This is a genomic window from Petrimonas sulfuriphila, assembly GCA_038561985.1.
Lineage (GTDB): Bacteria > Bacteroidota > Bacteroidia > Bacteroidales > Dysgonomonadaceae > Petrimonas > Petrimonas sulfuriphila.
On sequence record CP073276.1, the window covers coordinates 3,241,350 to 3,266,682 of the forward strand.

The 25,333-nt window shown below is 42.8% G+C and carries 20 protein-coding genes, 1 tRNA gene and 1 pseudogene; 18 read left to right on the top strand and 4 right to left on the bottom strand.

Going from position 1 to position 25,333, the window contains the following annotated elements:
* Window positions 1–138 precede the first annotated feature (138 nt).
* The 6 genes from KCV26_13745 to KCV26_13770 all read left to right on the top strand — a co-directional run bounded on the left by KCV26_13745 (window position 139) and on the right by KCV26_13770 (window position 7,201).
* On the top strand, window positions 139–999 hold the full coding sequence (locus tag KCV26_13745) for a DUF4382 domain-containing protein (GenBank protein ID WZX36350.1): 861 nt from the start codon (window positions 139–141) through the stop codon (window positions 997–999).
* Window positions 1,000–1,110: 111 nt separating this feature from the next.
* Window positions 1,111–2,373, top strand: a complete 1,263-nt coding sequence (locus KCV26_13750; protein WZX36351.1) for a DUF3472 domain-containing protein — start codon at window positions 1,111–1,113, stop codon at window positions 2,371–2,373.
* Between the two features lie 150 nt (window positions 2,374–2,523).
* A complete protein-coding gene (locus tag KCV26_13755; protein ID WZX36352.1) occupies window positions 2,524–3,036 on the top strand; it encodes an SPOR domain-containing protein in 513 nt (170 codons plus the stop codon).
* A gap of 111 nt (window positions 3,037–3,147) precedes the next feature.
* On the top strand, window positions 3,148–3,906 hold the full coding sequence (locus tag KCV26_13760) for an MBL fold metallo-hydrolase (protein ID WZX36353.1): 759 nt from the start codon (window positions 3,148–3,150) through the stop codon (window positions 3,904–3,906).
* Between the two features lie 224 nt (window positions 3,907–4,130).
* Window positions 4,131–5,450, top strand: a complete 1,320-nt coding sequence (locus KCV26_13765; GenBank protein WZX36354.1) for a hypothetical protein — start codon at window positions 4,131–4,133, stop codon at window positions 5,448–5,450.
* A 173-nt stretch (window positions 5,451–5,623) separates the two neighbouring features.
* Window positions 5,624–7,201 (top strand): outer membrane protein transport protein, encoded by a 1,578-nt coding sequence (locus KCV26_13770; protein ID WZX36355.1) that lies wholly within the window; start codon window positions 5,624–5,626, stop codon window positions 7,199–7,201.
* A gap of 61 nt (window positions 7,202–7,262) precedes the next feature.
* On the opposite strand, the gene KCV26_13775 is transcribed toward KCV26_13770, so the two are convergent.
* Entirely contained in the window at window positions 7,263–8,045 is a 783-nt protein-coding gene (locus KCV26_13775; GenBank protein WZX36356.1) for a DUF4230 domain-containing protein, read from the bottom strand.
* A 239-nt stretch (window positions 8,046–8,284) separates the two neighbouring features.
* Here KCV26_13775 and KCV26_13780 point away from each other — a divergent pair, with 239 nt between their 5' ends.
* Window positions 8,285–8,698 carry a Dabb family protein gene (locus KCV26_13780; GenBank protein ID WZX36357.1) on the top strand — a complete coding sequence of 138 codons (414 nt, stop codon included), beginning with the start codon at window positions 8,285–8,287 and terminating at the stop codon, window positions 8,696–8,698.
* Between the two features lie 116 nt (window positions 8,699–8,814).
* Window positions 8,815–12,027, top strand: coding sequence for a carbamoyl-phosphate synthase (glutamine-hydrolyzing) large subunit (gene carB / locus KCV26_13785; GenBank protein WZX36358.1), 3,213 nt, complete (start codon window positions 8,815–8,817; stop codon window positions 12,025–12,027).
* Window positions 12,028–12,037: 10 nt separating this feature from the next.
* Here the strand turns inward: carB and KCV26_13790 are convergent, their stop codons facing one another.
* A complete protein-coding gene (locus tag KCV26_13790; GenBank protein WZX38398.1) occupies window positions 12,038–12,790 on the bottom strand; it encodes an RNA methyltransferase in 753 nt (250 codons plus the stop codon).
* Between the two features lie 187 nt (window positions 12,791–12,977).
* Between KCV26_13790 and KCV26_13795 the strand changes: the two genes are divergently transcribed.
* The 4 genes from KCV26_13795 to KCV26_13810 are packed head-to-tail and all read left to right on the top strand — an operon-like array spanning window position 12,978 to window position 17,335.
* Window positions 12,978–15,002 carry a transketolase gene (locus KCV26_13795; GenBank protein WZX36359.1) on the top strand — a complete coding sequence of 675 codons (2,025 nt, stop codon included), beginning with the start codon at window positions 12,978–12,980 and terminating at the stop codon, window positions 15,000–15,002.
* Between the two features lie 27 nt (window positions 15,003–15,029).
* Entirely contained in the window at window positions 15,030–15,485 is a 456-nt protein-coding gene (locus KCV26_13800; GenBank protein WZX36360.1) for an RpiB/LacA/LacB family sugar-phosphate isomerase, read from the top strand.
* 25 nt (window positions 15,486–15,510) lie between these two features.
* Window positions 15,511–16,314: a hypothetical protein gene (locus tag KCV26_13805; GenBank protein ID WZX36361.1), complete on the top strand. Its 804-nt coding sequence runs from the start codon at window positions 15,511–15,513 to the stop codon at window positions 16,312–16,314.
* A 4-nt stretch (window positions 16,315–16,318) separates the two neighbouring features.
* Window positions 16,319–17,335 carry a S41 family peptidase gene (locus KCV26_13810; protein ID WZX36362.1) on the top strand — a complete coding sequence of 339 codons (1,017 nt, stop codon included), beginning with the start codon at window positions 16,319–16,321 and terminating at the stop codon, window positions 17,333–17,335.
* Window positions 17,336–17,341: 6 nt separating this feature from the next.
* Here the strand turns inward: KCV26_13810 and KCV26_13815 are convergent, their stop codons facing one another.
* Together KCV26_13815 and KCV26_13820 are read right to left on the bottom strand one after the other, a co-directional pair.
* Window positions 17,342–18,991 carry an AMP-binding protein gene (locus tag KCV26_13815; protein ID WZX36363.1) on the bottom strand — a complete coding sequence of 550 codons (1,650 nt, stop codon included), beginning with the start codon at window positions 18,989–18,991 and terminating at the stop codon, window positions 17,342–17,344.
* A gap of 11 nt (window positions 18,992–19,002) precedes the next feature.
* Complete coding sequence (locus tag KCV26_13820; GenBank protein ID WZX36364.1) at window positions 19,003–19,569, bottom strand: cupin domain-containing protein; 567 nt, start codon at window positions 19,567–19,569, stop codon at window positions 19,003–19,005.
* A 377-nt stretch (window positions 19,570–19,946) separates the two neighbouring features.
* Between KCV26_13820 and yidC the strand changes: the two genes are divergently transcribed.
* From yidC to KCV26_13850, 6 genes and pseudogenes are all read left to right on the top strand, one after another.
* Entirely contained in the window at window positions 19,947–21,911 is a 1,965-nt protein-coding gene (gene yidC, locus KCV26_13825; GenBank protein WZX36365.1) for a membrane protein insertase YidC, read from the top strand.
* A gap of 473 nt (window positions 21,912–22,384) precedes the next feature.
* Window positions 22,385–22,708, top strand: a complete 324-nt coding sequence (locus tag KCV26_13830) for a hypothetical protein (GenBank protein ID WZX36366.1) — start codon at window positions 22,385–22,387, stop codon at window positions 22,706–22,708.
* Window positions 22,709–22,753: 45 nt separating this feature from the next.
* Window positions 22,754–23,434 carry an OmpA family protein gene (locus tag KCV26_13835; GenBank protein WZX36367.1) on the top strand — a complete coding sequence of 227 codons (681 nt, stop codon included), beginning with the start codon at window positions 22,754–22,756 and terminating at the stop codon, window positions 23,432–23,434.
* A gap of 69 nt (window positions 23,435–23,503) precedes the next feature.
* Window positions 23,504–23,980: a GAF domain-containing protein gene (locus KCV26_13840; GenBank protein ID WZX36368.1), complete on the top strand. Its 477-nt coding sequence runs from the start codon at window positions 23,504–23,506 to the stop codon at window positions 23,978–23,980.
* Between the two features lie 89 nt (window positions 23,981–24,069).
* Window positions 24,070–24,142: transfer RNA gene (locus KCV26_13845), tRNA-Gly, on the top strand.
* A gap of 143 nt (window positions 24,143–24,285) precedes the next feature.
* Window positions 24,286–25,327: pseudogene (locus KCV26_13850) on the top strand (PHP domain-containing protein).
* Window positions 25,328–25,333: the final 6 nt, after the last annotated feature.

A 25,333-nucleotide genomic window follows, 5' to 3' on the forward strand; every position in this document is an offset into this window, starting at 1 on the left:
GGGTTAAAAAGCAAGTTGTTTTTTTGTATTTCTTAAGCACAACTGTACAACAAAGGCAAGAGATGGGGTGTTTTATTGGTACACTCGAAAAATGGGTCATATTAAGAAAGAAAAAGTTTAACTAAAACATCAAATTTTATGAGAAAAGAATTTTTTAAACACATCCTATCAGCATTGCCCATTCTGGCATTGTTGTTTTTTGCTACAAGCTGTGCAAATGAAAACGAAGGGTTGTCCGGCGGAAAAGCTCAAATTCAGTTTAAACTGACCGATGCCCCATCATTAGATTACGCCAAAGTGGTTATTGACATACAGGGCGTTAAAGTTGGAGTAGCGGATGAATATTACGAGGATGACAACGATCCTTTTTATGATGACACCGATGAATTAGACGAAGTTGAATGGGTTACCCTGAACATTAGCAACCCCGGATTGTATAATTTGCTGGATTACAGAAACGGAGAAATGATCGCCTTGGCCGGTGGAGAAATTCCCGCTGGAAAAATAAGCCAGGTCAGGTTACTGCTGGGCCCCGACAGCTATGTGGAAACTAAGGATGGAACAGAGTATCCCCTTAAGACACCATCTGCACAAACAAGCGGGTTGAAGTTCAATCTTCACGAAACTTTACTTGCCGACATGATGTACAGTTTCGTCATTGATTTTGATGCTGCGCGTTCGGTAGTCGCTACGGGAAATAACAAGTACATTTTAAAACCGGTTATTCGTACGTACGCAGAAGCTTGGGGCGCCACATTGAGAGGTTTTGTCCTCCCGCCGGAAGCCAACGCTTTTGTTCAAATTACCAAAGCAACGGACACATTGATTTCGCTGCCCGAAGAGGACGGTAAATTCTTGTTCCCGGGTATTGACGAAGGTACGTGGAAAGTGGAGTTTATTGCCGACACGGCAACGGAATATACTAATTTTGTAATGGAGAGTGTTCCGGTTGTTAAAGGCGAGATAAAAGATGTAGGCACCGTTACATTGGTAAAGTAATACAACAAGTATTAGCATACTATCGAGTAAAAAAAAGCAAGGCCCCTTTTCCCGGGGGCTTTGTTGTTTTTATTGGTCTTTACACGTAACTTTGCAGATAAATTCAAACAGATGAATAAGATTTGCTCAACAGTTCTCTTTTGCTGTTCCGCCTTATTTTTGTTTTCGCAAGAAGTAACGTATGAAATTGAATTAAATGGAAATGCTTACGTGACTTCTTTTCAACAGGGTGCATCCATCACCCGGTCCGGACTTGAAGAATGGGTCAACGAAAAATCCGTCATCAAGACATTCGTTTATTTCCACAAAACGGAAAAAATAGTGATTTCAATAAAAGGAGATTCGGATAAAGAGTCAGTGATTGAAGCGACTTTCCAAGGGAAGAGGTCAAAAATTTCTGTTCCTGCCGGAAGATTTAAAATTCCTCTAGGGATCTTTCAAATTCTCAACACGGGTTATCAACCCATAGAATTACGGGGTATAAGCAGGTCAGGGAAAGAGTTCGCCCAGATAGAATCGTTTGTTGTTCAATCGGAGGAACAACCAACTTATGTGCACGATTTCTCCGACTATTGGGGTAGGCGAGGGCCTTCTGTTCATCTTCGTTATACAATGCCCGAAGATACGGTTGAATGGTTTTATAACGAAGTCACTGTTCCGGCAGGAAACGATATCCCGGGCAGTTATTACATGGCGAACGGTTTTGGTGAAGGGTATTTTGGAATTCAATGCAATTCCGAAACCGAACGAAGGGTGCTGTTCTCCGTTTGGAGCCCGTTCAACACACAGGATCCAAAACGTATTCCCGACAGTTTAAAGATCAAACTCTTACGAAAAGGAGAAGGAGTCTATATCGGTGAATTTGGAAACGAAGGTTCGGGCGGACAAAGTTTTTTGCGGTACAACTGGAAAGCCGGCAAGGCCTATAAATTCCTGACCCGGATAAAGCCAGACGGACTGGGGAACACCGTGTATACCTCTTATTTCTTTGCTTCCGATGAAAATCGATGGAGGCTGATAGCCAGCTTCCTTAGGCCCAAAACCCATGTTTTTTATACCCGTGCACATTCTTTCCTCGAAAATTTTATTCCTGGACAAGGATACCTGACCCGAAAGGTATTGTTTGGGAATCAATGGTTTGTGACCAGTAACCGGAAATGGATAGAAGCCGGCGAATCGGTTTTCACATACGATGAAACTGCCCGAAAACAAGTCCGGTTGGATTACCGGGGCGGGTACAACAAGCAAAAGAACCTGTTTTATCTTCAAAACGGAGGATTCTTCAACAAATCAACTCTTTACGAATCAAGATTCACAAGGAAAAAGGAAAACAAAATTCCGAAAATAAACTTCTCCGAACTCGAAAAACTGTAACTTTAGTCATTGGTTCTCTTGAGTTTCTGTCTGGAGAAAAGATGTTTTTAACAATTTAATTTATTTTCACATCTGTAGGAGTTATAATCATTTACTTATTTCTATCTTTGCTTTTAGTTTTGATATTCGAACAATAAAACAATGACACAAATGAAAAGATCAATCTATTTGATGATGGCGCTTTCTGCCATGTTGGTTTTAGCAATTTCCTGTAAACCAAAACAAAGTGCATATAAACAAGTATATGAAGCTGCCAAAGAAAGGGAAATGCAGCAAACGGCGTCACAGCCAACTGTTGTAAAAGATGCCGGCACACTGCCTCCGGTTGAAGTGTCAGTGAGAAAAGAGAAGGTTGAACCCGTTCTTGCTTCAGATGCCGCCAATTTAAAGAACTTCAGCGTAGTAATCGCTTCTTTAAGTGTAAAGCTTAATGCTGAATCGTTGAAGACACGAATGCAAAACGAAGGGTATCCGGTGATTCTGGCCGAAAACGAGCAAGGCATGTACAGGGTTATCGTTGCAAGCTATGATGACAAAGCATCGGCTGCTGCAAAACGCGATGAGATTTACCAAAAATATGCTGCCCTTGGCAATACCGATTACTTGCGAAGAACTTACGGCGTTCCTTTCAACGATCTTTGGATTTTAGAAAGACAGTATTAAATGTTAAAACACCGGATCCGGATGTCTGGTGACCAATAGGAAATGAACGTATAATAAAGCTGCCCGCTATTGAAACGGGTAGCTTTTATTATTTTACACGGACAATAAAAAATGAAAGTACGGTTTTTAGGTACGGGGACATCTACAGGAGTTCCCGAAATAGGTTGCAATTGTGAAGTATGTACATCAGTCGATGCTAAAGACAAACGGTTAAGATGTTCTGTTCAAGTGGAGACTGCTGATTCACGCCTTATCATCGATTGCACACCCGACTTCAGGCAACAGGTGATGGATTTGCCTTTCAGGAAAATTGACGGGTTGCTCATCACCCACGAACATTATGATCACGTGGGCGGGATGGACGACTTAAGGCCTTTTTGCAGGTTTGGACCCGTCGATGTTTTTGCCGAAACTAAAGTGAAAAGCGCGTTGATGCAACGAATACCCTATTGTTTTGGAGAACAAAGGTACACCGGCGTTCCGGATATCAGGATACGAACAACCGACGGCCTTCATCCTTTCTTTATAAATAACACAAAAGTTATTCCTATCCGGGTCATGCATTTTAAACTCCCCATCTTAGGTTTCCGGATAAATAATGTCGCTTACCTTACCGACGTAAAATATTTGCCCGACGAAGAGCTAAGCAAACTCGCCGCCCTAGATATACTGATAGTAAGCGCATTGAGAAAGGAGAAACACCCTTCACACCAAACACTGGAAGAAGCTCTTTCGTTGGCAAAAAAAATTGGAGCGGAACAAACCTATTTTACACATATGAGTCATCAGATCGGTTTGCATAAAGCGATAAGCAAGGATTTGCCCTCATCCTTTACCCTTGCTTATGACGGATTAGAGTTATCACTGTAAAAAACGGGGAGCTTTTGTATTTTTTTAACTACGTAAAGTGCAGCGTTTTTATACATTTTTCATCTATATAATAAACAAATCGATGAGTTGACGTTTAAAAATTTGTATATTTGTGGATGATAAATAACGGAACAGTGAGTTAAACCAAATGAATGAATTATTGTCAAACTCTGCGGAATGAATTATTTAAAACAACCAAAAACAAAAAATAAAGGGAAAAAGCTATGAAAACTAAAAACTTAATTATTTCGGGGTTGCTGGTCCTGGCGCCCGTTATAGGTTTTGCCCAGGAGTGGGATGATATTTATGCCGATCCCGCTCAAAACACTACAACCCTAAAGGTTCAGAAGAAACAAGAACCACAAAAAAAGAAAATTGTTGTTGTTGAGGGAAAAGCATCCAATATGGAAGTCCGAGCAAACGGCCGCAATATTGACGAGTATAACCGTCGTGAACAAAAAGAATTGGCTGCCAATGACACAGTAATTCTTGAAGATACAGCCTATCAGCAATACGAATATACAGACAGGATTATCAAGTATCACGACCCGGAATCGAGTATCAAGATAACCGGTGCCGATGAGGTTACTGTTTATGTAGGTGACGACATTTACGCCGATTATTACGATAACCGTGGATGGGGCTCTAACCTCTATTTCGGTACAGGGTGGGGTTGGAACAGCTACTATCCGTGGTACGATCCCTGGTATGATCCCTGGTACTACGGATACGGATGGGGTTATCCTTATTCCAACCGTTGGTACAGCCCGTGGTATTACAGCCGTTGGCACAACCCATGGTATTACGGTGGGTGGTACTCATCCTGGTATTCTCCCTGGTACTACGGTGGTTACTATGATCCTTGGTATTACGGTTACGGCGGATGGTACGGAGGCGGTTATTATAGCGGTTTCTACGACGGATACTATTCCGGATTAAGTAACAATCGCTCCGGCAGAAGTACGGGAAGTTACAGAAGAAGCTCGGCAAACATTGCTAACAGATCATCTGTAGCAAGTGTAGGCAGAAGTTCAAGCGCAACATCAGGCCGCTCGGCAATTGGTAGCTCCACAAGAACTGCCTCAGGCAGAAGTTCCTCGGCTTACAGCAGAAGTTCATCTGCATCACCAAGAACAAGGATTATCGATAACAGCGGAAGAGTCTATGACTCCCGGTCCGGCCAAATTATAAACAGAGGCTCATCTTCTTCCCGCTCCTCCAGCACCGGCACATTAGGTGCCAATTCCAGGATATATAACAGCAGGGGTAGTTCCAGCACCTCGCCGGCGAGAAGCGGTGGCAACACTTACGAAAGAAGCTCGTCGAGCAGAAGCAATACCTACTCAACACCTTCGAGAAGTTCGTCGGGCAGCGGTTCGTATTCCGCGCCAAGCAGAAGTTCAAGCTCAAGTCGTTCGTCTTCGTACGACTCTTCAAGCCGCAGCTCATCGTTTGGTTCCTCCTCATCGGGTTCCAGTAGAAGTTCCTCTTCCGGCTCATATAGCAGCGGAAGCAGCGGTCGTAGCAGTGGAGGACGTCGTTAAACTATAAACAATAAACAATGACTGCTTCACAAAAATCTCAGAAGGGGTTTAAATGAGGCAGTCATTTTTTATCCAACATTTTGTAAAACCGTACGAGCATATGCCTGGATTACTTGTATTTTGCCTGGCAGGAAAGAGCATAATTTAGTGAAAACAAAATAAAAACTATAAAAATGAAAAAATTTGCATATTTTCTTTTCTCTTTAGTGTTTATTGCCAACTACTCCTACTCGCAAGGAGAAGTGGAAGCTTTGAAGTATTCCCGAAATGAGCTTTACGGAACAGCACGTTCTATGGCAATGGGCAATGCTTTTGGCGCACTGGGAGGAGACATCACGGGTGTTTCCATCAATCCTGCCGGAATTGCTGTTTACAGGAGCTCAGAAGTAGTGGGTACGTTAGGAATACAACAAAACACAGCCAAGGTGGGTGATATCGACAAAAAAGTGAGTGATTTCAACCTGCATAACCTGGGATTTGTCGGGTACTTTCCCTTGAGAAACGAGGTAATGCCCATGATTAATTTCGGTTTTTCGTACAACAAACAAAAAACGTTCAATACCGATATCAACGCTAAAGGGGATGGTAAGAGTAGGATGATTGATTATATTGTTGATAGAACTAATGGTGCAAATAACAATAGTGGAATTAATCCCAACTCGCTTCTTGTAGGTGATAACATACCCGACCCATTTATCGATCAACCTTGGTTATCTGTTTTAGGATATAATTCAAAGTTAATGTCTCCTAACGGAAATTTTTATAATCCGTTGAACACTAGGAACGAAACACCATTTCAAGAAATTATACTTTCAGAAAGAGGTTATATCGATAATTACGATTTTACCATCGGAACCACTATAAATAATGTGGTGAATGTTGGATTAGCACTGAATATATCTGACATCAACCACTCTCTTTCTACCGATTTTCTGGAAGACTTTAACAGCGGAGGTTATACACTGAACAACGAAATAATAACAAACGGTGCCGGAGTTGGTGCCAAGCTGGGGGTAATTTACCGTCCGGTTAATACATTCAGGATTGGTTTGGCATACCATACACCTACCTGGTACTCTATGTCAGAAATTTATAAGGCAAGTATTGATGATGATTTAGGTGCCTATGTAGTTGATCCCAATTATGAAAAAGGTAGAACTTATTCTGCCAAATTCACCAATTACTACGATTTAAAAACTCCCGATAAATGGGTGCTAAGCGGTGCCGCAGTTTTAGGAAACAGTTTTATCTTGAGTGCCGATTACGAAGTGATGAACTATCGGAACATGAAACTGAGCGTGCCTTCCGGTAGTTATTCCAGCAAAGATTGGTACGATATTGATAACGATTACATCAAAAAAGATTTTAAAGTTGCATCTACTGTAAGGGTGGGTACAGAATACCGTTTTACTCCGCAATTTTCAGGAAGATTGGGTTACGCATGGATGCAGAACCCGTATGATGCTGATTTTTCTAAAGCAGGAGATGCCGCTGTATCTGGTTCAAACACCATCTACAGAATGGAAGGTGATACCCATTACCTCACCGGAGGATTGGGTTATCGGTTCAACAGAAATTTCTATGCCGATCTGGCGGTGGTTTATCAAACCCAGGAAGACCAGCTGTATCCGTTTCCGAACCTGTTTACCTATAACGGTGATACACGGGAAGAACTAGTTATTGATGCATCTCCCTTTACCCTGAAAAACAGATCCGTAAGAGGATTGCTGACACTCGGGTACAGGTTTTAGATAATTCATGTTAATTTTTTAGTGCCGGGCTGTCCTTATAGATTGCCCGGTTTTTTTGTGGTTATTTGCGAAGGGTGTCCACTTCCGACAAGGTAATGTTGTCACCTATGGTTATTTCTGATTTTTGTGGGGTAACTGGGATCACGTGATAATCCTCAATCTTCTCAACACCTTCCAGTTGCCATTTATTCGCGTTTAGCATTTCGGTCAACAGGGTCTTCATCTGCATCGATGCAATTTTCATCAATCCGCTGTTTAATGCTGCCTGTTTTACCTGTTCTTTTGCCAGCCCTTGAATGAGTTGCAAATCTTTCCGGCTAATAAAGTTAAACAGGTCATCCTCGAAATAATAATAATCGAAATCCGGGTCAAGGGAAAGAATCTCTGGAGCCGGGAAGGTGAGTAGTTTTATTATTTTATTTTCATTATCCACTTCCCATTTGCATTTTTCAATATCATAACCAATCAGCACTTTAGCTTTTACAATGACCAGGGCTTTTTTGGTCGAAGGAATAAACTTTAGCAGTTTTTTTGTGTTCTCATAGTTATAGATTTCATTCAACTGGCCTTCAGCTACCACAATTTTAAACACCCTGCGGATACTTTCAACAACGGTATGGGAAGTAACGTTCGTTGAACTGCCAATACTGCTTGATGGGTAAATCAATTTGAAAATCAAAAAAGCAATAACCGCACCGATGATCGACCCAAAAATCAATAATCCCAACGTATTGTTTTCGGGCACCGCATAATGCGGTCTGAAAAAGGTAGCGTATATAAATCCGGTGAGAAGCAGCACAAGAAACATAGCTGTCAATCCAATAACAAGTTTAAATTTTCTCATTGAGGCTTTGTAGATTAATGCAGAGGCAAAGTTAAGAAAATCTTTTCCTTGGAAACAAAAGAGTTAGCAAATATTCTTCTTCAGTCGGCGTTTTAGTCAGAAAATGAGATTTAATTCGGTTATTTTTGTGTAAATTTGCAAACTAAAACAGTAAATGTACAAATACTCCTTCCTTTCCGGTTCTACAATCCATTCGTTGATTTCCTCCAAGTCAGCAAATCACTTATTTTTTTATCCGTATGAAGCATTCTGACAGAAGAAACTTTTTAAAACAAACGGCAGCTTTGGGCGCTATTGCTGCAGCACCAGTACTGACAAGTTGCCGTTCAAAAGGAAAAGGAAACGATATAAGCGGTAAGTTTATGCATCACGTTTTTTTCTGGCTTAAGCAGCCTGACGATGAAAAAGTAAAACGTGACTTTCGCGAAGCGTTAATTAAACTGGCATCTGTGGAAACCGTTCGGTTCAGGCATATAGGTACTCCGGCAGCCACAAACCGTGAAATTATTGATACCACATATACGTTTTCACTGCTTGTTGTTTTCGATGACGAAAATGGACACGATGTGTATCAGACACATCCCATCCACGACGAATTCCGCGAAAAATACGCCAATTGGTGGACACGTGTACTGATTTATGATACAAAGTAGAAGGTGACAGGCATCAGCCCTTTGGACGTTCTTCCGACTGAAATCTGTTAGAGAAGAGAGCTGAAGCCTGAAGTCAGCAACTAAAAACATACAGAACGTTTTGAACAAAAATAAAAATGGACAAATCAATCAAAAAAATTATCTTATTGGGGTCAGGAGCATTAAAGATCGGACAGGCAGGTGAGTTCGATTATTCAGGATCACAAGCATTAAAGGCCTTGAGGGAGGAAGGAATAAGCACGGTACTTATCAATCCTAACATTGCAACCATACAAACTTCCGAGGGGGTGGCGGACACGGTTTATTTCCTTCCGATCACCCCGTTTTTTGTAGAGAAAGTGATTCAGAAAGAAAAACCCGATGGCATTTTGCTGGCTTTTGGCGGACAAACGGCACTAAATTGCGGGACGGAACTGTATCAAAGCGGTGTACTGGATAAATATGATGTAAAAGTGCTGGGCACCTCAGTTGAAGCGATAATGATTACCGAAGACCGGGATTTGTTTGTAAAGAAACTCAACCAGATTGATGCCAAAACACCGGTTTCGCAAGCGGTGGAAAGCATGGAAGATGCACTGAAAGCGGCTCATACAATTGGTTTTCCCGTAATGGTACGCTCAGCTTACGCACTGGGTGGCCTGGGCTCGGGAATTTGCACCAACGAAGAAGAGTTTGTTACGCTTTGCGAAAGCGCCCTTTCGTTCTCGAAACAGATTCTGGTGGAAGAGAGCCTGAAAGGATGGAAAGAAATTGAGTTTGAAGTTATCCGCGACAAAAATGATCACTGTTTTACAGTCGTTCCCATGGAAAATTTTGACCCGTTGGGAATACATACGGGAGAAAGTATTGTTGTGGCACCCATCATTACTCTTTCCAGGGAACAGATAGCCTTGTTGGAAGACATAGCCCGCCGTGTTGTACGCCATATCGGGATAGTGGGTGAATGCAACATCCAATATGCGTTTAACGTGGAAACCAATGATTATCGCATTATCGAAATCAATGCCCGCCTGAGCCGCTCATCGGCACTGGCCTCCAAGGCTTCGGGTTATCCGCTGGCGTTTGTGGCAACCAAGTTGGCATTGGGTTATTCACTTGATCAGATCGGCGAAATGGGTACGCTCAATTCGGCTTATGTGGCCCCAAAAGTGGATTACATGATTGTAAAAATCCCCCGCTGGGACTTGTCTAAATTCGCCGGAGTGAGTCGTGAGATTGGCTCATCCATGAAATCAGTGGGTGAAATCATGTCTATCGGGCAATCGTTTGAAGAGATCATCCAGAAAGGGTTGCGCATGATCGGGCAAGGTATGCACGGCTTTGTAGGCAACCGCGACCTTACATTCGATAACGTGGAAGAAGCACTGTCCAATCCTACGGATTTGCGCATCTTTGCCATTGCCGATGCTTTTGAAAAAGGATTCACGGTAGACCGGATTGAATCGCTGACAAAGATTGACAAATGGTTTCTCGAAAAGCTGGAGAATATTTACAACTACACACATGTGCTTACCCAATACAAGAAAATAGAGGACCTGCCAAAAGAGGTCCTTGCGGAAGCGAAAAGACTGGGATTCTCCGATTTTCAGATAGCCCGTTACGTGGAAAACCCACAGGGAACAATGGAACCCGAATTGATCCGTGTGCGCGAATGGCGGAAAAAGCAACACGTCTTGCCTGTTGTCCGGCGTATCAACACAGTGGCATCGGAAGACCCGGAGAAAACCAATTATCTCTATTTCACGTACGGATCGGACAAAGCCTACCAACCTGTGAAATCGGGTAAGGAAGTAATCATCGTCCTGGGTTCGGGAGCGTATCGCATCGGGTCGTCGGTTGAGTTCGACTGGTGTTCGGTAAATGCCGTAGAGACTGCACGTAAATTGGGTTACGAGTCAGTAATGATCAATTATAACCCTGAAACGGTATCCACCGATTACGATATGTGCGACAGGTTATACTTCGACGAACTTACTTTTGAACGTACGCTCGACGTTATTGACATTGAGGTTCCCAAAGGAGTAATCGTATCCATGGGTGGGCAGATTCCAAATAACCTGGCCATGAAGCTGCATCGCCAAAACGCGCCCATTTTAGGGACATCTCCCGAATCGATTGACCGTGCGGAAAACCGGCACAAGTTCTCTGCCATGCTCGATAGGTTGGGTATCGACCAGCCGCGATGGAAAGAGCTTTCGAGCTACGAAGAAGTGGATAAGTTTGTTGAAGAAGTAGGATTCCCGGTATTGATCCGTCCGTCGTATGTGCTTTCGGGAGCAGCCATGAACGTTTGTTATGACAAAGAACAGATGCACCGTTTTCTCGAAATGGCCGCCAACGTGTCCAAAGAATATCCGGTAGTAGTTTCTGTTTTCATGCAAAATGCCAAGGAGGTGGAAATGGATGCTGTGGCAAAAGAAGGCGAAATTGTGGAATATGCCATTTCTGAGCACGTGGAGTTTGCAGGTGTGCATTCAGGTGACGCTACACTGGTTTTCCCGGCACAAAAAATATACTTCGAAACCATGCGCCGCATCAAGAAGATATCTCGGCAGATTGCCAAAGAGTTGAATATAAGTGGGCCGTTTAATATTCAGTTTCTAGCTAAAAACAATGAAATAAAGGTCATCGAGTGTAATTTGCGCGCCTCGCGTTCATTCCCGTTTGTCTCCAAAGTCATCAAGCATAACTTTATCGACACAGCAACCCGTGTAATGCTGGGAGCCTCTTACAACAAACCGGACGGCACTGTTTTCGATCTCGACCACATCGGTGTGAAATCGTCACAATTCTCCTATTCCCGCTTACAGAAGTTTGATCCGATTTTGGGAGTAGACATGGCCTCGACGGGAGAAGTGGGCTGTATAGGCGACGACTTTAATGAGGCTATTCTTAAATCGATGCTTTCGGTAGGATACCGGATTCCCAGAAAAGGGATCCTGATTTCGTCGGGAGAAGTGAAATCGAAAGTGGATTTGTTGGAAGCCTGCAAACTGCTCCATGCCAAAGGGTACGACTTGTATGCGAGCCACGGGACACAACAATTTCTGACCGATAACGGCGTTGCAGCTACCGATGTGAATTGGCCGGATGAAGGAGGCGAACACAACATTCAGGAGATGATTACCCACAATAAGTTCGATCTGATTATCAATATTCCCAAGGATGTTACCCGACGCGAGCTTACCAACGGTTACATTATCCGGCGCACTGCGGTGGATTTTAACGTTCCGCTTATCACCAATGCACGACTGGCATCGGCTTTTATTACGGCTTTCTGCATGTTGGATGTAGAGCAGTTGAAAATCAAAAGCTGGCAGGAGTACTGAATCTGCCGGTTCAGACCCTTCTTCTGAATTCGGAGCACACAATGGCTGCAGCCACAGCCACATTTAGTGATTCCGATGTTTGAGAATTTGTTGGATAATTAGGAATAAACAGTTTATGGGTAATGAGTTTTTGAATATCGGGGGAAATTCCTTTTCCCTCGTTCCCCATAACAATAAATCCGTTTTTCGGTAATTCTGCTTTGTAAATGTTTTCACCTTCCAGTAATGTACCGAAAACAGGCAATGAGTTATTTCTAGTTAACAAGTCTTTCAGGTCTACATAATGAACATTGACCCGTGCAATAGCCCCCATGGTAGCTTGTACTGTTTTGGGGTTGAAAATGTCGGCGGTATCGGGTGAACAGAAAACGTGTTGAATGCCAAACCAGTCGCTCAACCGGACAATGGTACCCATATTACCCGGGTCCTGAATTCCGTCGAGGACAAGGTGCAACTTACCAACAAACTCAATTTCTTCAAGAGCGTTTTTGGGCTGATAAAAAATACCGATAAGTTGCGGCGGGGTTTTCAGGTGAGATGCCTTTTTCAGTTCCTCGGGGGTAGCTTCTACCATCTCTTCTGCCGATAAACGCGGGATCTCCTGCAAAATATCCGGTAATCCGGCTAAAAACTGGCACCGGCAATTACCAAGCAAATCGAGAACCAATTTTTTCCCTTCGGCAACAAACGTACCGTGTTCGCTGCGGTACTTTTTTTCACTTAAAGACCGAATCTGTTTTATTCTGTTTTTACTCAGCGGCATTTCTGTTGTATTAAACGTTGCAAAGGTAGTTAATAAATTAAAAGAGTCAAATATCCACAAAATGATGTCAATTTTCACACCCCTTTATTTTTAAAAAACCGTATCTTTGTATGATAAGAAACTGTTCCACGAATTACATCAATAAGGATCCGTTAGAAACTGATAAAAATAAATATTTCCTAATCTTATGAATGACAATGCATTAATGAACAAAGCGGCCGATAATATCCGCATCCTGTCGGCATCAATGGTAGAAAAAGCAAAATCAGGACACCCGGGAGGCCCTATGGGTGGTGCTGATTTTATTAACGTTCTCTACAGCGAATTTCTGGAATACGATCCCGAAAACCCTCATTGGGAAGGCCGTGACCGGTTTTTCCTCGATGCGGGACATATGTCGCCTATGTTCTATTCGGTTTTGTGTTTAAGCGGTAAGTTCTCGATAGACGAGACCAAAGCATTCCGCCAGTGGGGGAGTCCCACACCCGGCCATCCGGAACGGGATATCGAACGGGGAATCGAAAACACTTCGGGGCCTCTGGGGCAAGGACACGCTTACGGTGCCGGAGCCGCTGTTGCCGCTAAATTTCTAAAAGCACGCCTGGGAGATACCATTGATCATACCATTTATGCATACATTACGGACGGTGGTATTCAGGAAGAGATTTCACAAGGGGTAGGGCGGCTTGCCGGCCACTTGGGATTGGATAATTTCATCATGTTTTATGATTCCAATAACATTCAGCTTTCTACCACTACAGACGCCGTTACAAGTGAAGATGTAGCCAAGAAATACGAAGCGTGGAACTGGAAAGTGATCACGATAGACGGAAACAATGTGGATGAAATCCGCAAAGCGTTAACGGAAGCCAAGGCGGAAAAAGAACGCCCGACACTGATTATCGGTAATACCATCATGGGGCGTGGTGCTTTGGCAGCAGATTGCACATCGTTTGAATGCCAGGTATCAACACACGGACAACCCCTAAGTGCAGCAGGAGCTGATTTTGCTCAAACCGTTAAAAACCTGGGAGGTGATCCGGAAAATCCTTTTGTTATTTTCCCCGAAGTTACAGCACTTTACGAGAAGAGAAAAAAAGAACTCAACGATATCGTAGCTGCTAAAAAAGCAAGGTACAATGTATGGGCAAAAGCCAATCCCGAACTTGCAGCGAAAAAACACCGCTGGTTTGCCCGGGAACTGCCCGAAATCGATTGGGCCTCTATCGGGCAAAAACCGGATAACGCTACTCGTGCAGCATCGGCGACCGTCCTGGGCGTTTTGGCTCAAAAAGTAGAAAACATGATTGTTGCTTCAGCCGACTTGTCAAATTCCGACAAAACAGACGGTTTTTTAAAGTATACGAAAGCATTTGAAAAGAATGATTTCTCCGGAGCATTTTTGCAAGCCGGTGTAGCCGAGTTCACCCTGTCGGCCATGTGTATTGGAATGAGTTTGCACGGAGGCGTTATTCCTGCGTGCGGTACGTTCTTCGCCTTCTCCGATTACATGAAGCCGGCAATTCGTGTAGCCGCCTTGATGGGAACGCCCGTTATTTTCATCTGGACTCACGATGCTTTCCGAGTAGGAGAAGACGGGCCAACACACCAACCCGTTGAACAGGAAGCACAAATCCGGTTGTTGGAAAAGCTACAAAATCACCACGGACAAAATTCGATGCTTGTTCTCCGTCCTGCAGATGTGCATGAAACGACAGTCGCCTGGAAAATGGCGTTGGAAAATGCACAGACGCCTACAGGGTTGATCTTATCGAGACAGAACATCAAGGATCTACCCGCTGCAGGATCCCGGTACAAAGAAGCATTACAGGCTGAAAAAGGAGCTTACGTGGTACAGGATGAGAATGACTATGATGTGATTCTCCTGGCTTCGGGCTCGGAAGTCTCCACACTTGCAGAGGGAGCAGAACTACTGAAAGCCGATGGTATAAAAACGCGAATCGTCTCTGTTCCATCAGAAGGATTGTTCCGCAGTCAAACCAAAGAATACCAGGAATCGATTCTGCCTGAAGGCAAAAAGAAATTCGGTTTAACCGCTGGACTCCCTGTAACGCTAGAAGGCCTGGTCGGTGCAGACGGAAAAGTATGGGGAATGAATTCTTTTGGATTTTCGGCACCCTACAAGATCCTGGATGAAAAACTCGGCTACACGGGTAAAAACGTGTATGAGCAAGTGAAAAAATTACTATAACAAGTTTTGAGTTTAAATAAAAGAATCATGTCTTTATTCGATAAAACAGAGAAACCCATTGGATTGGCTTCAGACCATGCTGGTTTTGCGGCCAAACAAATTGTTATCAAACTGTTGACGGAAAAGGGAATTCCTTTCAAAGATTTTGGTGCCTATTCCGAAGAAAGTTCAGATTATGCCGATTTTGCCCATCCCCTGGCAACAGCCGTTGAGAACGGAGAATGTTATCCTGGAATTGCTGCTTGTGGATCGGGGAACGGTATAAATATGACGATGAACAAGCACCGGGATATTCGCTCCGCCCTCTGCTGGAACAAAGAAGTAGCTTATCTGGCGCGTGCTCACAACAATGCTAATGTGCTGGCCTTGCCAGGCAGGCTGCTAAACGAGGAAGAAATTTACGAAATCCTGGTAACCTTTCTCAATACGCCTTTCGAAGGTGGTAGACACGAGAGAAGAATCAACAAGATTCCCTGCGAATAAGAGAGTTTGTTGTATTTGAACGCCAATGGCAAAAAGAAGACGGGCTGCATACAGCCGCGGGAAACGATTAAAATTAAGCAAAAATGGACGACAGGTTGTTTGGCTTATTGTCGTTTTTCTGGCTGCTCTTTTTGCCGTTGGCGTTTATCGGTTCATCCGCTTTTCAACGAATGAAATATTTCATTCTTTTGACCATCCACAGTTCTCTCAAAAGTACCTGGTTCGCGGGGTAGACGTCTCTCATCATAATTCTTATATCAACTGGCACCAACTCCGGGAAGAAAACATTACGTTTGTCTATCTGAAATCAACCGAAGGATCGAAGCACAAAGACAGGGATTACAAGAAAAATTATAAAGTAGCCAAAGATGCGGGCCTGAGAATTGGCTCCTACCATTTTTACACTTTCGGACGGGACGGTAAAAAACAGGCACAGCATTTCATACGAAATTCGACCCTGCAATCCGGCGACATGATTCCAGCCATAGATGTTGAACATTCTGCTATCAACCGTGCCTGCAACGATAAAGAGTCGCACGGGAGAATGATAAAAGAGCTCAGAAACCTCGAGTCCGCACTGTTTAAACAATACGGCAAACGTCCGGTAATATATACCAACAAGGAATGCTATAAAATGTATATAAAGGATAATTTTCCAGACAACCCGTTATGGATATGCGACTTACATAAAGAACCCGGCGGTGACTATAAGAACTGGGTAATGTGGCAATTTTCGCATACAGGAAAAATTTCCGGTGTTGTTAACGATATCGACCTGAATTATTACCGCAATTCATTTGATGACTTTAAAAAATTGTTATTACCTTAGCGCAATGATATTCAGAAAAATAAAACACCTGTTGATTTTTCTCTTTTCGCTTTCCGTTGTTTCGGGATGCGAAGACAGTATGCGTTTTGATAACGATCCACGCAGTAATTTCGACGCACTTTGGAAGATTCTCGATGAGAATTATTGTTTCTTTGAATACAAGGAAATTGACTGGGATGCCGTGTACAAAAAGTACGGTTCAAGGGTAAAGAACGATATGGGAAACTACGCCCTTTTCAACCTAATGGGTGAAATGCTCTCCGAGCTGAAAGACGGACATGTAAACTTGATTGCCTCGCACGACATGTCCCGTTATTGGAGTTGGACGGAGGATTTCCCGTTAAACTTTGACCCGAATATTCAGAAAAAATACCTTGAGCGAGATTTCGCCATTGCCGGTGGAATGTATTATAAAATTTTGGACGATAATATCGGCTACGTTTACTACGGTAGCTTTTCGAACGATATCGGTGACGCAAATATGTCGCAGGTATTAAGCCAGATGGCTGTTTGTAAAGGAATCATCTTTGATGTCCGCAACAATGGAGGAGGCAGTTTAACCAACGTAGAGCGAATTGCTTCACGATTTTTCAACGAAAAAACACTGGTAGGATATATTTCCCACAAGATTGGTAAAGGGCATTCCGACTTTTCTGATTTTTATCCCAAATACGTGAACAGCTACGACAAGATAAGGTATCAAAAGCCGGTAATTGTTCTGACCAACAGAAGTTGTTACAGCGCCACGAACGACTTCGTAAACGTTATGAAACATGCCCCAAACGCTACAATTATTGGGGATAAAACTGGCGGCGGGAGCGGATTACCTTTCTCGTCGGAACTACCAAATGGCTGGTCTATCCGGTTTTCCGCATCACCCATGTACAATGTTAACAAGGAACATATCGAATTCGGTATCGAACCCGATGTATATGTTTCCATGACTGAAAGTGACAAATCAAAAGGAAAAGACTCCATTATCGAAAAAGCGAGGGAACTGATTCATTCTTCAGGTCGATGACGACCCTTAAATTATCTCAATGCCTTGCGCTTCGCACATTTCCAATGCCATTTGGCGCAGACGGAATTTTTGTATTTTACCGCTTCCTGTCATTGGGAATTGACTGATAAAGAACACGTATCTTGGAATTTTGTACCGGGCAATATGATCCTTGCAAAAATCGCGGACATCTTCACGCGTCAGTTCTTTTCCCTCTTTTAGAATAATAAAAGCACCCACGTCCTCCCCATATCTGGGTGAAGCCACTGCTACTACCTGCACATCCCTGACTTCAGGCATTTTATAAAGAAAATCCTCTACTTCTTTGGGAGAAATGTTTTCTCCGCCCCTAATAATCATGTCTTTGATCCTTCCCGTGATACGATAATTGCCGTCTTCGTCTTTCATACCCAGGTCGCCCGAGTGCAGGTATCCATTAGCATCAATTACCTGAGCAGTTGCTTCCGGGTTTTTGTAATAACCCTTCATCACATTATAACCGCGACAGCACATTTCTCCTTCTACTCCTACGGGACATTCTCTTCCTGTAACCGGATCAAGCACCTTAACATCGGTAAACTCATAGGCACGCCCTACGGTTGAACAACGTACTCCGAATGGATCATCAACATGGGTTTGTGTCATTCCCGGCGAGGTTTCAGTAAGTCCGTACACGCTGGTAATGTCCATGAACATTTTTTCGTTTACCTGCTTCATCAGTTCTACCGGACAAAGCGAACCAGCCATTATTCCCGTCCGCAACGAACTCATATCGAACAAAGGGAACATGGGATGATTCAACTCGGCAATAAACATAGTAGGAACGCCGTGCAAGACGGTACAGCGCTCCTTGTGAATAGAAGCCAGAACCAATAGCGGATCAAATCTCTCCACCATTACCTGGGTGCTCCCATGAGTGAGGCAACACATCGTAGCCAACACTACGCCAAAACAATGGAACAAAGGAACGCAGATACAGCACTTATCATCGGGTGTGAATTTCATGTGGACACCCGTTAAATAACCGTTGTTGGTGATGTTGTGGTGGCTGAGCATCACGCCTTTTGGAAATCCGGTTGTTCCCGATGTATACTGCATATTCACTATATCGTGGCAACCGGTCTGCTCTCGGAGCGCACGGAACTCATCTTTGGGACGGCTGGCACCTACTAAAAGAAGCTCAGCTGTGTTGTACATCCCGCGGAATTTTTCCTGTCCAATATATACCACATTCCTCATCCCGGGAAAACGGTCGTTTTTGAGTTTTCCGCGTTGTGTGGTTCTCAATTCCGGCAAAAGTTCATAAATCATATCAATATAATCACTACCGGGGATTCCTTCAGTTAGGCATAGCGTGTGCATATCCGCATTTTTCAGCACAAAAGCCAGTTCTTCGGTTTTGTAGTTAGTGTTAACAGTCACTGCCACAGCACCTATTTTTGCCGTGGCATAAAGCACTGTTAACCAATCGGGAACATTTTGTGCCCAAATCCCTACGTTAGTTCCTCGGGTTACTCCGATCGATAACAGCCCATTGGCCATGTTGTTTACCCGTTCATCGAACGACTTCCATGTGAAGCGAAGGTTTCGATCGGAATATACAATATATTCTTTATCAGGGGTTTCATTGGCCCAGTACTCGAGCCAATCACCTAGTGTCTTCTCAAAAAGTTGCATAAAACGGTGAATTAATTAGGGGTGTATACTACCGCAAGCACCTGAGCAGGCTCATCGCTTGCCGAGATTACCAGATGCTCTACTACTGAGTCGTAGTAAATGCTTTCACCGGTATTCAAAACAAACTTATCCGATCCGTATAAAACAGTTATCGATCCTTTCAAAACGTAGAGAAACTCTTCTCCCTCGTGTGAAGAAGGGGTCATTTTGGATGAGCCGGAAGGCTTTATGTCAATAAGGAACGGCTCCATATGCCTCCCCGATTTGCTTGCCGCTAAAGAAAAAAAATCGATGTGTGAATTATCATTGGTTAAATGGCTGGTAAAAGTAACCGGAGACGATTGCCTAGAGTTTTTATTGACAACGGGCCCCATGTTTTCATTGTCATCAAGAAAGGTTCCTAATCTAACTCCCAGTGCCCTGGAAATTTTGATAAGCGATGACAGTGAAGGTATTTTTTCACTGTTAAAAATAAGTTCAATCTGCTCTACAGCCAAGCCTGCATTAGCCGCCAGCTCTTCCGCCGGAATATTTTTGCTGGCACACACCATTTTTATTTTCTCTGTAACAGGGTTCATAAATTTCGTAAATATTTTTTTATTTCAGGGCACAAAACTACAAAAGTATTACGTTATCGGCAAATATAATTTTAATATGATACGAAAAAACAATTATTTTGTCAATTATGAAATATATTTTACCTTGTCGGTAACAAATGGTTGAATCGCTAAAAAAAAGTTCTTCTGTTATTCGTTTTACTTTTTTTTGTACCTTTGTAGCTTCGAGAAAAACGAGCTTAGTAAAGTTTACCATTTAGAGTCGTCTATGCTCATAATCCGGGCAAGTTTGGCTTCTGGTTGATTTGATCAACGAAAATGTTGGTTTCGATTAAAAGAAATAGTTATTTTTGATAATTGCGAGAGTGATTCAATTCGCTCTCTTTTATTGTGTAAGGATGGATAAAAATACAATTATTGGTTTTTTACTGATTGGTGCAATAGTTATTGCTTTCACATTTTTAAACCGGCCCAGCCAGGAACAGATAGCGGAGCAGCAAAGATTGCGCGATTCAATACAACAGGTTGAAAGCCAAAAGGCTGTGTCGGAAGCAGAACGATTAGCAACCGATGGTCCCCGGCAAACTTCTGAAATCAAACAACAAAACAGAGCTGCCGATTTTTTCGCAACCGGAACACCTGCTGCCAATGATTCAATTGGTGCTCCAGCCGATTCAACAACAGAAACAAAGGCCGCTGAAGAAGAATTTGTCACCTTGGAAAATGAAAAGCTTAAATTGGTATTAAGCACATTGGGTGGAAGCATTCATGCAGTACAACTCAAAGGCGAGAAGAAATTTAACGGCGATAGCCTTTATCTTTTTGAAGGCGACGAAGCTCGGTTTAACCTGGAACTCTTTAACCGCAACAGCGTTCGTTTATCCACGGAAGATCAATTGTTTACTCCAATACTAACCGCAGACGGAAAGTCAGTGATAATGCGTTTAGAAAGTTCTCCGGAACAGCACATTGACTTAATCTACACCCTTCCTGCCAATGAATTCATGCTGGGCTTTGATATCCGGATAGCCGGAATGAAGAACGGTTTGCATCCGGAGAGTTTAACAAATTTCCGCATCAACTGGGAACAAAAAATACGTCAGCAAGAGCAGGGACGTCAGTTTGAAAACCGTTTCGCTCGATTGAACTACAGGTACCTAGGGCAAGATGTCCTGAAATTAAGTGACAGCAAAAACGAGCGGAAAGAACTTACCGAGCCGGTAAAATGGGTTGCGTTCAAAGATCAGTTCTTCAGCACGATCATTATTGCCGAAAAACCTTTCAGCAACACCATTCTTACATCACAACCGCTCAGTACAACCGAATACATCAAGGATTATAAGGCTGAAACCTGGGTCCCGGTAACTGCCGACCCGCAGAAAGACGAACTCACCGCATCTTTTAATTACTATTTCGGGCCAAACCATTTTTATACACTGAAAAACTACGATAAAGCGATCAAGGAGAACAATCAGAAACTTTATCTGGAAGAACTGGTAGATTTAGGATACAAATGGTTAAGTTGGATCAACAAATATTTCACCATTCCCGTATTTAATTACTTCCTGAAATTCGATTGGGGAATGGGAATCATTATTCTTATAATGACACTTTTAATCAAGTTGATCATTCTTCCGTTGACATATAAGTCGTTTAAATCATCTGCGAAAATGCGTGTGCTACGCCCGCAAATCAAAGAAATTGAAGCCAAATATCCCGGACAGGATAAGGAAATGATGCTCAAACGTCAACAGGCCACTATGGAACTTTATAACAAAGCTGGGGCAAGCCCTATGAGCGGATGTTTCCCGATGTTGCTTCAAATGCCTATTTTGCTTGCTTTTTTCTTCTTTTTCCCTTCGGCAATCGAGTTGCGCCAGCAAAGTTTTCTGTGGGCACACGACCTTTCCACATTCGACTCCATTATAAGGTGGGAGGCTAATATTCCGTTTATTTCGAAGTTCCTCGGGAACCACATCAGCTTGTTTTGTTTATTGATGACGGTAGTGAACGTGTTTTACACCAAATACAACATGGCGGCCACCGATACCGGGCAGACCCAAATGCCGGGAATGAAATCGATGCCCATTCTTATGTCCGTTATGATGTTCTTTTTCCTGAACTCTTATCCCGCAGGTTTGAATTACTATTATTTCTTATCCACATTGTTCACCATTGGGTTTACGTTCCTGTTCAAACAGTTTCTGAACGAAGATAAACTGCTTGCCCAGCTGGAAGCCAACAAGAAAAAGCCCAAAAAACAATCGGGTTTTATGGCTCGACTGGCTGAAGCTCAAAAAATGCAGGAAAAACAAGCTCGCGAAAGGGCAAAAGAAGCAGCAAAGAAAAATTACCGCAAGTAAACGTAGAATTTTCAATAATTTCAACGATAGAAAATGGCCCGGGAGAATTTTTCTCTCGGGCTGTTTTCCTTTTAAACCGAACCTTCTTCATCCGGTATCGGCATACCGGCATGCCTTTGGGCAATTTGTTTAAAATAGGTTTACAAGGTGCCCTTGTTGGCACTCTCTGGTTCAGCCGCATCCTTTTCAAGTGTTACAAGATATTTTAGCACTATTGAATCTTCAATTTTTATCTCCAGCTTAATCTTCGTCGAATCTGCCAATAACCTTACGAACTCAATCAGTTTCTCTTGGGTAAGACTTTTTACAATTTTCTTCCTGATTTTCTTCTTTTTTAGGTTGCAGAGTAAGTTTTCCCTAAAATCCCAAGTACTTGTTGAACTTATTTTTTGAATAGTTGTTTTAAGATTGAGGTTGAAAATTAAAAATAATACTACTGATTCAATCAAAAGTAAACTACAAATATTATCGGTATGAGTAAAGAGAAAACTATTATTGAGTACGATGAAGATGAATCCGTAAAATTTATACGGAAAAGTCTGCCTGAAGAAATGCAAAACGAATTTTCGGATGACGAAATCAACTACATCGTTGATTTGGTATATGAGTTTTACGAAGAGAAGGGCTTTCTGGATGAAGATGATGACAAAGACATTGAGATTGACGAAGATGAGCTATTGGACTATGTTATTAAAAACGCCCGTAAAGACAAGATCAGGGATTTTACCGATGAACAGGTCGAAGCTATCGTTGCCGGTGAATTAGCGTATTGCGACACTTTGAATCTTTTTGAATAATTCTTTTAACAAATCAATTAACTATATTTTCCAAAAACATTAACTATGAAACAGATTTTTAAATTTTTTGGCATCATTATTCTAGGTGGTGCTTTGGTATTATCCGGTTGTGGAACAAGCAACACGGTTAAAGGTACAGGTATTGGTGCAGGTGCAGGCGCAGCAGTAGGAGCCGGTGTAGGTGCAATTGCAGGCGGAGGCAAAGGCGCAGCTTGGGGTGCAGGAATCGGCGCTGTTCTCGGTGGAGCTGCTGGTGCCATTATTGGAAACAAGATGGATAAGCAGGCAGCTGAGCTGGAACAAATTGAAGGAGCACAGGTTGAAAAGATCAACGAAGGCGAGGCTATAAAGGTTACTTTCGAATCAGGAATCCTTTTTGCAACCAACTCAAGCACCTTAAACACAGCATCACGTGCTTCCCTGGACAAATTTGCCACATCTCTGTTGAATAACCCCGATACAGATGTTAAAATCTATGGGCATACCGACAGTACGGGTAGTGACGCTATCAACAATCCGCTCTCTGATCGTCGTGCAGAATCAGTTTACAATTACCTCGTATCCAAAGGTGTAGCAGGAACTCGCATGACTTCTCAAGGTTACGGATCCTCCCAACCGGTTGCCGACAACAGTACAGTCGCCGGAAGAGCTCAGAACCGCCGTGTAGAAGTTTTCATTCTTCCAAATGCCAAGATGGTAAAAGAAGCTCAGGAACAAGTAAAATAATTAATAAAGGTAGGCTATATAAAATCGCATTATCGGTTTCGGTAGTGCGATTTTTAGTTGAACAAAAGCATGGCAGAAGAGATAATTATTCCGGAAGGAATTTCAAAAGCAGAAAAATATGAAACTTTAATCCTGCAATTAAAGCCATTGGTAGAGTCTGAAACAGATGTGATAGCCAACATGGCAAACATTTCTGCAGCCTTAAAAGAAATTTTCAGATTCTTTTGGGTAGGTTTTTATATCGTCAGAGACGAACAGTTGGTACTGGGACCTTTTCAGGGTCCGGTTGCCTGTACGCGTATCCGGTACGGAAAGGGAGTGTGTGGCACGGCATGGAAAGAGCAAAAACCAATTCTTGTTCCCAATGTAGATGAATTTCCCGGACACATTGCCTGTAGTTCTTTGTCCAGATCAGAAATTGTCGTTCCCGTTTTTCATTACGGAAAAATTACTGCGGTCTTGGATGTGGACAGTGAATTTCTCAACCATTTTGATGAGACAGATGAGAAATTCCTGTCGGAAATAGCGGGATGGATCAAATTCTGAGAAATAAATTTCTAAAGTTCAAAAAAACAAATTATCTTTGCAACATGAATTCAGTCCATCCGCTGAATCCTTACAAAATAAACCCCTTTGCGGAAATAGCTCAGTTGGTAGAGCATAACCTTGCCAAGGTTAGGGTCGCGAGTTCGAGTCTCGTTTTCCGCTCAAATGTTAGTATATACGCTCCAAAAACCATCGTTTTGGAGCGTATATTGCTTAACAACCGGGCTTTCTAAACTCAATTAAAACCTATACCGATAGTACTAAATTTAAAGCAACATGAAAAAGGTTTCCGTTTTTTTAATGTTATGCAGCGTTTTGTCCCTTCAAGCACAACTACGCAACAACGATGTTTACGAGGTAACGGAGATGGATAATTCGCGCGTGAGAAGCGAAATTCACATTCCTGACATTGACGGTTATAAAACATTGAAATGCGATTTTCACATTCACACCGTTTTTTCAGATGGAAAGGTCTGGCCCGATATCCGGGTAGCAGAAGCCTGGCAGGAAGGATTGGATGCCATTGCCATAACCGATCACATTGAGTATCGGCCGAACAAAGAAACCCTCAAGGGAGACCTGAACGAATCGTATAAAATTGCCAAAAGAGCCGGAGATGCCACCGGATTTATGGTTATTCACGGAACAGAAATCACCCGAAGCAAACCCCTGGGTCATCTCAACGCACTTTTCATCAGTGATGCCATGCCCTTGGATATTGAAGATCCCCTGGAGGCTATTGAGAAAGCTATACAACAAGGTGCGTTCATTATGTGGAATCACCCCGGCTGGCCCGATGACAAATCAACCCTTTACCCCGTTCACGAAGAACTGATAAAAGCCGGAAAAATTCACGGTGTAGAAGTATTTAATTACATGGAATATTATCCGGTAACTTTTGACTGGAGCAAAAATAATAATCTGGCTTTTATGGCCAATACAGATATTCATGGTTTGATAAATACCGACTACGGTGCGGGGAACAAAATCCGTCCCATGACACTCGTTCTGGCCAAAGAGCGAAGTGTGGAAAGCATCAAGGAAGCTCTGTTTGCAAAACGAAGTATCGCTTATTTTCACGGTGAGCTGGCAGGTAAACCGGAACACCTGAAAGGCTTGCTGAAAGCCTCCGTGAAAATACGTATCATCAATGAAAAACGAGCAGAAGTAACTAATATCTCCGACATTACTTACCGGGCAGTTTCCGGCAATAATTTATACATTCTCCCAGCAAATAAAACCGTCTTACTAACTATTCCTGGACCTGAAACCGTTTTTACCGTAGAGAATTGTCATACCGGGAACGGAGAAAAATTAACCGTCACCGTTTCGGATTTCGATATTTAGTAAAAT

What these genes read in the sequence shown, in the direction of transcription:
- KCV26_13745 (WZX36350.1), top strand. Translation starts at nt 139, where the DNA reads ATGAGAAAAGAATTTTTTAAACACATCCTATCAGCATTGCCCATTCTG.
- KCV26_13750 (WZX36351.1), top strand. Translation starts at nt 1,111, where the DNA reads ATGAATAAGATTTGCTCAACAGTTCTCTTTTGCTGTTCCGCCTTATTT.
- KCV26_13755 (WZX36352.1), top strand. Translation starts at nt 2,524, where the DNA reads ATGAAAAGATCAATCTATTTGATGATGGCGCTTTCTGCCATGTTGGTT.
- KCV26_13760 (WZX36353.1), top strand. Translation starts at nt 3,148, where the DNA reads ATGAAAGTACGGTTTTTAGGTACGGGGACATCTACAGGAGTTCCCGAA.
- KCV26_13765 (WZX36354.1), top strand. Translation starts at nt 4,131, where the DNA reads ATGAAAACTAAAAACTTAATTATTTCGGGGTTGCTGGTCCTGGCGCCC.
- KCV26_13770 (WZX36355.1), top strand. Translation starts at nt 5,624, where the DNA reads ATGAAAAAATTTGCATATTTTCTTTTCTCTTTAGTGTTTATTGCCAAC.
- KCV26_13775 (WZX36356.1), bottom strand. Translation starts at nt 8,045, where the DNA reads ATGAGAAAATTTAAACTTGTTATTGGATTGACAGCTATGTTTCTTGTG.
- KCV26_13780 (WZX36357.1), top strand. Translation starts at nt 8,285, where the DNA reads ATGAAGCATTCTGACAGAAGAAACTTTTTAAAACAAACGGCAGCTTTG.
- carB (WZX36358.1), top strand. Translation starts at nt 8,815, where the DNA reads ATGGACAAATCAATCAAAAAAATTATCTTATTGGGGTCAGGAGCATTA.
- KCV26_13790 (WZX38398.1), bottom strand. Translation starts at nt 12,790, where the DNA reads ATGCCGCTGAGTAAAAACAGAATAAAACAGATTCGGTCTTTAAGTGAA.
- KCV26_13795 (WZX36359.1), top strand. Translation starts at nt 12,978, where the DNA reads ATGAATGACAATGCATTAATGAACAAAGCGGCCGATAATATCCGCATC.
- KCV26_13800 (WZX36360.1), top strand. Translation starts at nt 15,030, where the DNA reads ATGTCTTTATTCGATAAAACAGAGAAACCCATTGGATTGGCTTCAGAC.
- KCV26_13805 (WZX36361.1), top strand. Translation starts at nt 15,511, where the DNA reads ATGGCAAAAAGAAGACGGGCTGCATACAGCCGCGGGAAACGATTAAAA.
- KCV26_13810 (WZX36362.1), top strand. Translation starts at nt 16,319, where the DNA reads ATGATATTCAGAAAAATAAAACACCTGTTGATTTTTCTCTTTTCGCTT.
- KCV26_13815 (WZX36363.1), bottom strand. Translation starts at nt 18,991, where the DNA reads ATGCAACTTTTTGAGAAGACACTAGGTGATTGGCTCGAGTACTGGGCC.
- KCV26_13820 (WZX36364.1), bottom strand. Translation starts at nt 19,569, where the DNA reads ATGAACCCTGTTACAGAGAAAATAAAAATGGTGTGTGCCAGCAAAAAT.
- yidC (WZX36365.1), top strand. Translation starts at nt 19,947, where the DNA reads ATGGATAAAAATACAATTATTGGTTTTTTACTGATTGGTGCAATAGTT.
- KCV26_13830 (WZX36366.1), top strand. Translation starts at nt 22,385, where the DNA reads ATGAGTAAAGAGAAAACTATTATTGAGTACGATGAAGATGAATCCGTA.
- KCV26_13835 (WZX36367.1), top strand. Translation starts at nt 22,754, where the DNA reads ATGAAACAGATTTTTAAATTTTTTGGCATCATTATTCTAGGTGGTGCT.
- KCV26_13840 (WZX36368.1), top strand. Translation starts at nt 23,504, where the DNA reads ATGGCAGAAGAGATAATTATTCCGGAAGGAATTTCAAAAGCAGAAAAA.